Raw genomic sequence first — 10552 nt, 5'->3', positions numbered from 1 at the left:
TTAACCTGTGTAATAAAATTGGAATGTCAGCGAGTACATTCATTGTAGAGCATTTATTAGCGTAGGCGTCCACTTCGACTCCTGTGGGATCAGCGTGATCTGAAGATCCACTTTTGTAAAGCGATCTTCTTTACAAAGTTAGCTGAAGACACGCCCCACGGAAAGCGAAGTGGGCAAGCCGCAGCGGTTGTTACGCCTATTATTCATGTCAAAATAACTACTTTGGACAGGACCGAGTGGGCTATCCCGGTTTTTCTTAGTTTGATCAATAGAAGTAATTAGTCGGCGCGTTGCGAAAATACATCAAACATTTCAAAATAACTACTTCGTTTAATGGAGTCATTGCACTGCTTTTATACTTTCTGTACTTAATATAAAAAACCCCGTTTCGTGTTGAAACGGGTTTTTTTATAATTTATGATCCTACGCGACGAACGTGACCAGAGAATTTCGATTCCCAGTAGCCACTTCCCATGTCAGCGATAGCTACACCTGTAGAGTTTTGAGAACCGATAAATTTATTGTTACCTAAGTATATTCCGACATGTCCGTTTGTTTTATACGTATTGAAAAATACAAGATCTCCTGGTTGCATGTCGCTAGTAGAAACTTTTGAACCTACTGAACTTAAACTTGAAGTGCTCGCCGGCAAGCTGATTCCTGCCTGCTTAAAAGCCCAGCTGACAAATCCAGAACAATCAAAACGACCATTAGCAATATCGTATGCAGATCTACCACCACCAAAAACATAAACAGAGTTGCCAATATACTTTTTACCCACTGATGTTACGATATCTACTGTACTACCACTAACTGATACAGTTTCGGAAGAATTGCTGGAATACTGTTCAATAGCACCATTTGATCCGTTACTTCTAGTTGCCTGTTCCTGAGCACGTTGTTGTTCTTCTGCTTCTTTAAGTGCTTTTTCTTTTTTCGCTAGAATTTCATCTTCAATTTTCAAATCGTCTAGGTATTCACTATTTTCTTCTTCTTTTTCTTTCAATTCATCTTTTAACTCTTCATTTTGTTCTTTTTGTGCAACGATTTGTTGTTGCATTTCTTCATATTCTGCTTTCATATCTTCTAATTCTTCTAACTTATTGTCCAACTCAACTTTATTCTTCTCTACTTCTAACTTATCTTTTTCTTGACTCTCTAATAAATCTTGGTCTGCTTGTGTAATCTTATGTACTAATGCAACTCTATCAACAAAATCTACGAAATTAGTTGAACCTAGTAGTACTTCTAGATAGCTAGATGAACCACCAATCTCTTGTAATGAAGAGATTCTCTCCTTAAGAATTTCATTTCTACGTTCGATATTTTGTTGGATTTCATCGATTTTCTCTTCCAGTTCACTTACTTCTGCTTCAACGTCTGTTATTTCAGTTTCTGTTTCGTCAATTTTTTGCTCATTATCTTCGATCGCTTCATCCAACCTCATAATTTGCTCATTTAACTCAATTAACTCTTCTTTAATTTCTTGAAGTTCCTGTTCTTTTTCGTCAATACTTGATTGCACTTCCGATCGTTGAGCTTGAATTTCTTCTTTTGTCTCAGCGCTAACGGTCTGAACAAAAAACAAACTTGACATAATCGTTACGACGACAACTGAATCTTTTACTAAACCTCGTATTTCTCGCACTCGATTCCCCTACTTTCCAACAAAATTTTCGTTTTTACGCTCTCTCTATGTAAGTCCCCTTTAATTGAAAAGGTTTTCTTGTAGTCTTTTCATCCTATCATTTGAACCAGACTCATTGTAACATAGTTAGATTTCACTAATGTTATGTGAATGTTACAAAAATATTTCAATACTATCATTCTTTATGTCATTTCATGTCGAAACAGAACTTTTAATAGATTACCATAAAAAAAGAGCCCTTGGCAAGAGCTCCTGTTATTCTTCCATTAATTTCTGTTTACTAAGATAAGCTTTCTTTTCGTTTATTTTGGAGAAAGCTTTATGTGCGGGCATCGTAAGTGCAAGAGCAATTAAACTCATGCTGAAGAACAATGCTAACCCTTGGAAATACCATAATCCATATGTAATACCAAACACTCCCAACACCATAACTGCTGTCGGTATGGGATTCAATACCATAATAAAAAATGAACTTTTCAATACTTGTAACAGTTTCATATCATAATGAACATAGACTGGAAAAACATAAAAAGATGTTAATAACAAAAATATCGAAATGAATAAAAATGGAATAGTAAGTAACATTAAATAATCATTTTCCACTAACGTAACAAATAAGAAATCTAAGTATAATATATAACCCATTATCGCTATTATATAGCCTAAAATATTCGCTTGTCGTAACGATTGGCGATATGCTTTCCAAAAAGTTTTAAACAGAGGAATATCAGTATTTCCAGAAACCCATTTTCTTACTATCGAAAAGGTTGCAGCAGTCGATGGAAATAAACCTACAATGACTAGACCAAATAAAGTAAATCCAATCCATAATAAGTTCAAATATGCTACTTTCGAGATCCATTCAAATGCTTTATTTAACGCGTTCATACTAACATCCCCCTTAGAACTTTTCTAACTAAATTACTGCAGCTTTAGCCTTTTAGCCCACTAGTACTAATACCATCTACCACATAACGTTGGAAAATGAAGAAAATAATAAACACTGGAATTAAGGATACTACTGACATAGCAAACATTGCCCCCCAATTGGAAACTGTTTCGTTACTTAGGAACATGTTTAAAGCCATCGAAACGGTATATTTAGAAGGACTATTCAAATATAATACTGGTCCAAGCAAGTTATCCCATGTCCAATAGAATGTAAAAATCGAAGTCGTTGCTAAAGCAGGTACAATTAATGGCAATATAATTCTTCTATATATACCAAATGTATTACATCCATCAATAATCGCCGCTTCATCCAATTCTCTAGGTATCGTTCTTATAAATTGCACCAATAAAAAGATGAAGAACGGATGCCCGAAATAGGCAGGTACCACAAGTGGTTTTAATGAATTTAACCAATCCAGCTGGGCAAAAATAATATACTGTGGAATCATCACTACTTCATAAGGAAGCATCAATGTTAATATCATAATCGCAAACCAAAAGCTTCTTCCTGCAAATTTTAATCTCGCAAATCCGAATGCAATTAAAGAACAAGAAATTAAGTGACCAATTAACACTAAAATAACAAAGATAAACGTATTTAAAATATACGTATCAAACCCATAGTCACCGAATCCTGCCCATCCTTGTGCATAGTTACCTAATATAAATGGCTGTGGGATTAAAGATTCTGCTGTTGCAAATATTTTTTCACTTGGTTTAAATGAACTCATAATTAGCCAAATGACTGGATATAGCAAAAGGATAGCAAAACAACCAACGATTAAATGATATATGATCTTTCTTAAATATTTTGCTTGCATCGCTATCTGCCTCCCTCTGATTCATAATGCACCCAATATTTAGATGAAAAGAAAATTAGAGACGTTAATATCCCTATGATCACTAACATGATCCAAGCCATGGCTGATGCATAACCCATATGGAAGAATTCAAAACCTTGCTTGAATAAATACAGTGAATATAATAATGTCCCATCTAATGGTCCGCCCGTACCTTTTGAAATGATATAAGCTGGAACAAATGTCATAAATGCAGCAATTGTTTGCATAACTGCATTAAATAGGATAACAGGACTTAACATTGGTACTGTGATGTTAAAGAATTTTTGAAAGAAGCTTGCACCATCAACACTTGCCGCTTCATAATAACTTTGTGGTATCGATTTTAGACCAGCTAAGAAGATCAGCATCGAAGAACCAAACTGCCAAACAGATAAAAATATTAACATCCATAATGCGGCGGTTGGATTTCCAAACCATCTAACAGGATCGATTCCCATTGTCATAAGTGCCAAGTTGACAATCCCATCATCACCAAAAATTTGTCGCCACATTATTGCTACTGCAACACTTCCACCTATTAAAGACGGTAAATAATATAAGGTTCGGTATAAGCCAACCGCTCGAGATGCAGTATTGAGTAACATAGCTACTACTAATGCAAATAATAGTCGCAATGGAACACCAGCAAATACATAGATAAAGGTTATTTTTAAAGAGTGTAAATATCTCGGATCTGATGTAAACATTTTTTTGAAATTCTCTAAGCCAATCCATCTAGGTGCATTAAATAAATCGTATGATGTAAAGGAGAAGTAGAAAGAAGCAATGATAGGAATAATGGTAAACGCCAAAAATCCTATAATAAACGGACCAATAAATAAATATCCCCATAAATTTTGCTTCATATGAGTTTGCATTTGTAAAGCTCCCTTCTATGATTATGAATAATGGAAAAACAATAGCTGATCTTAAGGATCAGCTACTGCCTTTCATAATCCTTTTAGTTACCTAAAATACCTTCTGCTTGCGTTCTGAAGTGTTTAGCTGCATCTTCTGGTGTAATCTCACCATAAGAGATTTGTTCACTTAGATTAGTTAATTGCTCGATGATTTCCCCTGCACCTGCCGGATCTGGAGCACCCATTGGCGTACTATTTTCTTCAGCCCATGCAACATAATCAAATACCGCTTGCTGAGCTTCAGAAACATCATCTGCAATTTCTTCTTGAACTACAGATGAAACTGGAACTCCTCGATCACCAAGAATTAGTTTGTTTGCTTCAACATCGTTCACCCAAAAATCAATAAAGGAAGCTGCTGCTTCTTTTTGCTCTGAATTTTCGGAGATCGAGAAATACATACTAGGCTTTAAGAATAATCCATCTTCTAGATTCTCTCCTGGGGGAGTAGCAAATGCGAAAGTATGCTCTGACATATCCTCTAACCCAACAAATTGATTGGACCATTGGAAAATCCCTACTCCGTCACCTAATACAACTGGGTCATCTTCAGGGCCGGCTAATTGTGCTAGAAAATCAGGAGTTGGAGTTGCTTCTGCTTCCACCTGTTCTTGAATGATCGTAAAAAAGTCTACAAATAATTGATCATCATCATATCCAAGGCCACTTCCATCCTCTGCGTAAAGACGGGCACCATTTTGGCGTAAGTAATAGTTAAAAAACACATCTGCTTGCATACCGTTATCAAAGTAATATCCAGCATCTGTTGCCTTTTGAGCCATTTCTTGATATTCGTCCCATGAGTATGTTTCAGGGATCTCATCAATTCCGATCTCCGCTAAAATCTCAGGGTTATATTGAAAACTGAGTGCATTGGAACCTAGATTAAACCCGTAAAGACCGTCGTTAATTCGGCCACCTTCAATCGTATTTTCGGCAATATTGGAATCGTCGATCTCACTGCCAAGAAACTGTTCTAAATCAGCTAATTGACCATTTTCTGCATATTGAGAGATATAAGATAAATCCATCTGAATAATGTCTGGTAATTCGTTTGCTGCTGCTTGAGGTGATAACTTTTGCCAGTAGTCATCCCAGCTAGCATATTCTGGCTCAATCGTTACATTTGGGTTTTGCTCTTCATATAATTCAATAACTTCTAATGTGTAATCGTGACGTGGCTGTGACCCCCACCAAGCAATTCGTAATGTTACTTGATCCCCACTTGCTTCAGAATCGGAGTCATTGTCTGTTTCTTCTGAAGTATTATCGGTAGTGCCGCCTGTATCTTCTGAGCTATCATCGCCACTACATGCAGCTAACCAAAGAACCATCATCATTCCTAATAGTACTAACAAAGATTTTTTCATTTCTTTCCCTCCCCTTTTTAATACGCTGTAAGCGATTACACATATATAATAGCAGATATTTACACCTAGGTATGATAGAAAAATCAGTGGTAAATGTTTAAAAAGAAGAGTTTTTTGAAAACGCTAACTTTACCATTCATTTGACTTAATAATTTCGGATGGTGTGAATCCCTTCATTCTTTTAAATATTTGACTGAAATATTGTGGGTTATTACCAAATCCCAGTCTCTCCGCTAACTCAAATACTTTAATATCCTGTTCCGCTTCGATAATTTCCACTGCTTTATTAATGCGGGCATTGGTTACGTAAGATGAGAAACGTTGTCCAATTTCTTTTTTAAAGGTTTTCCCTAAATAGTCAGCATTCATATATAAACAGTGGTTAGCCAGCCACTGAAGTGACAACGCAGGATTCTCAATCTCTTTTTCAATGCAAGTTAACATTTGTTGCACTACTTTTGAATATTTTTGCGGTGTTTGATTTTGGATAATCATTCTTTCAAAAAGTTCTTCAAAGAACGTAACAAAATCAGTAATATGCTGATAATCTTCCATTTGTCCAATTGCTTGCACGCGATCCTCTGTTGAATGATGTGCTAATTTACTCATCAATAATAAATAAATTTGAATAAAATAGCCTCTTGTTATCTTTGGAGCAACTTTATGTTTTTTCAGTTTTTTAACAAAATCTATAAGGTAGGAGACTGCATCGTTCCTTTGTTGTTTTTTTAAATAATACACAATCGTATCTAAGTCTATTTCAATATCTGGTTGCAATTTTTCATGAAAATAAATCCAATTTTGATACGGAATAAAACTATGCTTTGGTTGATAAAAAACTTGCTGTACCATTTCATCTATTGTTGGGATTTTTTCTATTTGGTCCATTGTAAAGTCTTTCGATAAAACGGAAGTCACACTCAATGTTGATTGATCTATTTTAGCTTGGAGAATGTCTTTGATTGTTTTTTGATAGTCTGAAGAATGACGCATCATTACCACTACTTTATTTTCGATTAAGGTAGTGACGACTTGTTCATTAAGAAATGATCGATTTATCATTTCTATTAGTTGGTTGATTTGATCATAAGCGATTTTCCCTTCAATGAATAGCATCCAAAAAAAGAATGATTCTGATGAATAGAGTCCTTCCACCATCTGCTTCATTTTTGACTGGCTTTTTTCCGTTATTTGTTCGTAAATAAAAAAATGCTTTAACACTTCCTCACATTCATTGACCGTATTTTTAGACACTTCTTCTTCCATTGCCTTCATATATTCAACAGCTTCTTCTTCTTCTCGAATTTCTTGTACAACATCTGCTAGAGCTTCGGAAATATTCATTTCATTACATGGTTTTAGCAAATAATGTTTGACACCATACCGCATAGCTTGTCTTGCGTATTCAAATTCACTAAATCCAGATAAAAAAATCCATTTAATAGAAGGATAGTCTTGTTTTGCCTTTTTCACTAGTTCGATACCATCTAAACCGGGCATGGTTATATCGGTAATCACAATGTCGGGCTGTTGTTTCGTAATAAAATCATAGGCTTCCAGGCCATTCATTGCTTTCCCTATTAATGTTGTATCATGTTGATTCCAATCCACAATCAAAGAAATACCATCCAAGATCATCCGTTCATCATCTACTAACAACACTTTGTACATAGGCTTCCTTATCCTCCTTCGGCAAAATTATGGAAACTGTCGTACCATTCCCTATTTCGCTGTCAATATTTAATCCATATTCCTCTCCAAAAAGTATTTTGACACGTTCATTTATATTGCGCAGACCGATCCCTGTTCCTTTTGGCTGATAGTCACCTGATTCAATCTGATCCAGATAAGACTTATTGATACCTGGGCCATTATCCTCCACTTGAATAACGATCGTGTCTTCCCCCTCTTTAATCGAGAGATGAATTTTACAAACACCAATCATCTCTTGTAGGCCATAGCGAATGGCATTTTCTACTATTGGTTGAATAATAAATTTAGGTACTTGTACATCAAAAAATTGGTTAGGTATGTCCTTTGTAAACTGTAACCTTTCATCAAAACGATAACTTTGAATCGTGATATAATGGTCTACCACTGTCAGTTCCTCTTCCAGTGGAATCAATGCATCTTTCATGTTAATCGATGCTCGTAAGACGTAACCAAGAGATTCAGCCATCTGGGAAATTTTCTTTTCACCGACTATTTTGGCGGACCAATTGATCGATTCAAGCGTATTATAAAGAAAATGTGGATTTACTTGTGCCTGTAATGTTTTAAATTCAGATTCTTTAATTAATAATTGTTTCTCATAATTTTCCCCAATTAAATAATTAATTTGATTCATCATTTTCTTGAAATTCTCATGCATTTGCCCTGCTTCATCTTTGGTTAACTCTGTTTCCATGCCAACATCATAATAATCCAAATCACCTGTCTGAACTTTTTTCATTTTTTTATTTAAACTTTCAATTGGGTTTACAATCGTGCCGGTAAACTTACTTCCTAGGAATATCATCAGTAAAAATAGTGCAAAATAGGTTAAAAATACAGCCGTTCGTGCTTGGCTAATTACCGTAAATAAATTACTATAAGGTGTTAGAATCATATACGTCCAATCCAAGTGATTGGCTTCTGAATACGTTAAAAAATATCTTTCACCGTTATGCTTTATAATTTGATAGCCTTGCTGATTAACCAGAAAGTCCGAAGGTTTAATACCGTCTAAATTATTTTCATCGGAGAAGACTTGCCGCTCATTCTGATCAAAAATAAGAAAATTGGTTTCTTGTTCTTCTAAATTATTTGTAAGCTCATCCATCATTTCATGAATATCAACTCGTATTCCTACTGTCCCTAACCTTTCAAAAGAAAAATCCATATACTCTCGTATATCCCGAACTGCCATCACAGTCTCATCATTTTCAGATGGGGATAACCAATTGACCCCACCCTCTTCCGCTCGTGCAACCTCTTTCATGGTTGCTAATCTTTCTTCAGATAAATTAATGATTAAATTACCACTGGCATATTCTTGGTCATATATATCATACACTTGAATCGATTGTACATATTTATTTAATGCACCAATATGTAACAACCTTTTCCGGAGTTCATTTCCAATCATGTACTTATCGTAGTTTGAATCGGTGTTGGTTAATTCTAATAAATAGGATTGCACATATGTATCAGTAGTGATTTGATAGGAAAGGCGTTCCATCTTCTTTAATTCCGCTTCAACAGAATTCGTTGAAACTTGTAAAGCTTGAGCGGATTGACGGTAGATTTCCTTATTATAGAGGTTAAAAGCGTATTGTAATATCGACAAACCACCTATACTAAATGCAAGCAGTACTAAAGATGTGAGGATAATCATTTTATATTTCAGACGTAAGTTCAAAAATTTCATGCGAATCTTATGAATCATACCGATAACACCCACCCCCCTGTTAACGCTTACAACTATTATATGTTGAACGAAAGCATTACGTCAATTTGAGTCGCTTCAAATTAAGTAACATAAAAGTTTAAAATTCGCCTAATCTATAAGCATAGCTTTATATAAATATTATGCTAAGGTTAATAGGAGTTTTGGAACTATGATAAAGAAATTAAGTGTATGGATACTTATACTCATGTTTATATGTAGCTGCAGCGATAAACCCATAAAAGAACACGCTTTGTCTACTTACCACCTGCCAGTCTTATCAACCGGTGAATTAAATAGTGAGCGCTGGGACTTTAGCTCCAATATTGATAATATGACTATAGCAGAAAAGATCGGTCAACTAATGATGATCGGATTGGAAAGCACCTCCATTGACCAAGAAGTTACACATTATCTATCCGATAAAAAGGTTGGAGGATTCATTTTATTACAAAAGAATATCCAAAATACGCAACAAACTGTAGAATTGATTAATGACTTAAAACAGGCTAACGACAATCCAATACCAATTGACGAAGAAGGCGGACGAATTACAAGACTTCCTAAAGAGATACTGGTAACACCAACAAGCCAAGCAATCGGCAAAAAGAATGATCGTGACCTATCTTATCAAATCGGAAAACTATTAGCCAAAAAAGTGAAGGAGTTTGGTTTTAATATTAATTTTGCTCCAGTACTTGATGTAAATAATAACCCGCATAACCCTGTTATTGGAGACAGGTCATTTGGAGACAAACCTGATCTAGTGAGCAAGATGGCAATTGCACAAATGAAAGGGTTGTCTGACGAAAATGTTATTCCCGTCGGAAAACATTTTCCTGGGCATGGAGATACAGATGTTGATTCACATATCAACCTTCCGCTTCTTGATCATTCGGTTGAAAGATTACACCAAGTAGAACTTAGGCCTTTTCAACAAGCAATTAACCATGATGCTGAAGCAATTATGATTGGTCATTTAATGATTCCATCGATTGATCCAGACAATCCTGCAACATTATCAGCAGATATTATTCAAGGATTGTTAAGGAAGGAATTAGGTTTTGATGGTCTTGTAATTAGCGACGATTTAACCATGGGTGCAATTTTAGAGAATTATGAGATTGGCGATGCAGCTGTGCAAGCAATCCAGGCAGGGACAGATTTGTTATTGATCTGCCATGGATATGAGCAAATCGATGCTGTATTTGCTGCTATCGAAGATGCGGTAGCAAGTGGGGAAATCTCAATGTAACGCTTAGATGAAAGTGTAAATCGTCTATTACAACTGAAAAAGAAATACGGGATAACTGATGAAGAAATAGACTTTGTAGACGTAGAACAGCTAAATCGTGAATTGAACTACCCCCACTTAACCTTCTTTCAGGATGTTT

The 10552-nt window shown here is 35.4% G+C and carries 8 protein-coding genes; 1 reads left to right on the top strand and 7 read right to left on the bottom strand.

The genetic code is table 11. The features are described from left to right. Positions 1–415: 415 nt before the first annotated feature. From GH715_RS18570 to GH715_RS18540, 7 genes are all read right to left on the bottom strand, one after another. Entirely contained in the window at positions 416–1648 is a 1233-nt protein-coding gene (locus GH715_RS18570; protein WP_163578763.1) for a C40 family peptidase, read from the bottom strand. 255 nt (positions 1649–1903) lie between these two features. Continuing rightward, entirely contained in the window at positions 1904–2536 is a 633-nt protein-coding gene (locus GH715_RS18565) for a YesL family protein (protein ID WP_153836702.1), read from the bottom strand. A 44-nt stretch (positions 2537–2580) separates the two neighbouring features. Next, entirely contained in the window at positions 2581–3420 is an 840-nt protein-coding gene (locus tag GH715_RS18560) for a carbohydrate ABC transporter permease (RefSeq protein WP_153836701.1), read from the bottom strand. A gap of 2 nt (positions 3421–3422) precedes the next feature. Further along, complete coding sequence (locus GH715_RS18555; RefSeq protein WP_153836700.1) at positions 3423–4319, bottom strand: carbohydrate ABC transporter permease; 897 nt, start codon at positions 4317–4319, stop codon at positions 3423–3425. Between the two features lie 83 nt (positions 4320–4402). Next, the gene (locus tag GH715_RS18550; protein WP_153836699.1) at positions 4403–5731 is read right to left on the bottom strand and encodes an ABC transporter substrate-binding protein; all 1329 of its coding nucleotides are present in this window, start codon (positions 5729–5731) and stop codon (positions 4403–4405) included. Between the two features lie 129 nt (positions 5732–5860). After that, entirely contained in the window at positions 5861–7402 is a 1542-nt protein-coding gene (locus GH715_RS18545) for a response regulator transcription factor (RefSeq protein WP_153836698.1), read from the bottom strand. Continuing rightward, a complete protein-coding gene (locus tag GH715_RS18540) occupies positions 7377–9158 on the bottom strand; it encodes a cache domain-containing sensor histidine kinase (RefSeq protein WP_153836697.1) in 1782 nt (593 codons plus the stop codon). The genes GH715_RS18545 and GH715_RS18540 overlap by 26 nt, the downstream gene beginning before the upstream one ends. 253 nt (positions 9159–9411) lie before the next feature. On the opposite strand from GH715_RS18540, the gene nagZ reads away from it, so the two are divergent. Then, positions 9412–10413, top strand: coding sequence for a beta-N-acetylhexosaminidase (gene nagZ / locus GH715_RS18535; RefSeq protein WP_163578762.1), 1002 nt, complete (start codon positions 9412–9414; stop codon positions 10411–10413). The last annotated feature ends 139 nt before the right edge of the window (positions 10414–10552 follow it).

This window comes from Gracilibacillus thailandensis (genome assembly GCF_010994055.1).
Classification (GTDB): domain Bacteria; phylum Bacillota; class Bacilli; order Bacillales; family Amphibacillaceae; genus Gracilibacillus; species Gracilibacillus lacisalsi.
Note: the sequence above shows the minus strand (reverse complement) of the source record. Positions and strands in the feature narration are given on the sequence as shown.

Coding starts and splice junctions, on each gene's coding strand:
- GH715_RS18545 (WP_153836698.1), bottom strand. CDS start 7,402: ATGTACAAAGTGTTGTTAGTAGATGATGAACGGATGATCTTGGATGGT.
- GH715_RS18560 (WP_153836701.1), bottom strand. CDS start 3,420: ATGCAAGCAAAATATTTAAGAAAGATCATATATCATTTAATCGTTGGT.
- GH715_RS18550 (WP_153836699.1), bottom strand. CDS start 5,731: ATGAAAAAATCTTTGTTAGTACTATTAGGAATGATGATGGTTCTTTGG.
- GH715_RS18540 (WP_153836697.1), bottom strand. CDS start 9,158: ATGATTCATAAGATTCGCATGAAATTTTTGAACTTACGTCTGAAATAT.
- GH715_RS18555 (WP_153836700.1), bottom strand. CDS start 4,319: ATGCAAACTCATATGAAGCAAAATTTATGGGGATATTTATTTATTGGT.
- GH715_RS18565 (WP_153836702.1), bottom strand. CDS start 2,536: ATGAACGCGTTAAATAAAGCATTTGAATGGATCTCGAAAGTAGCATAT.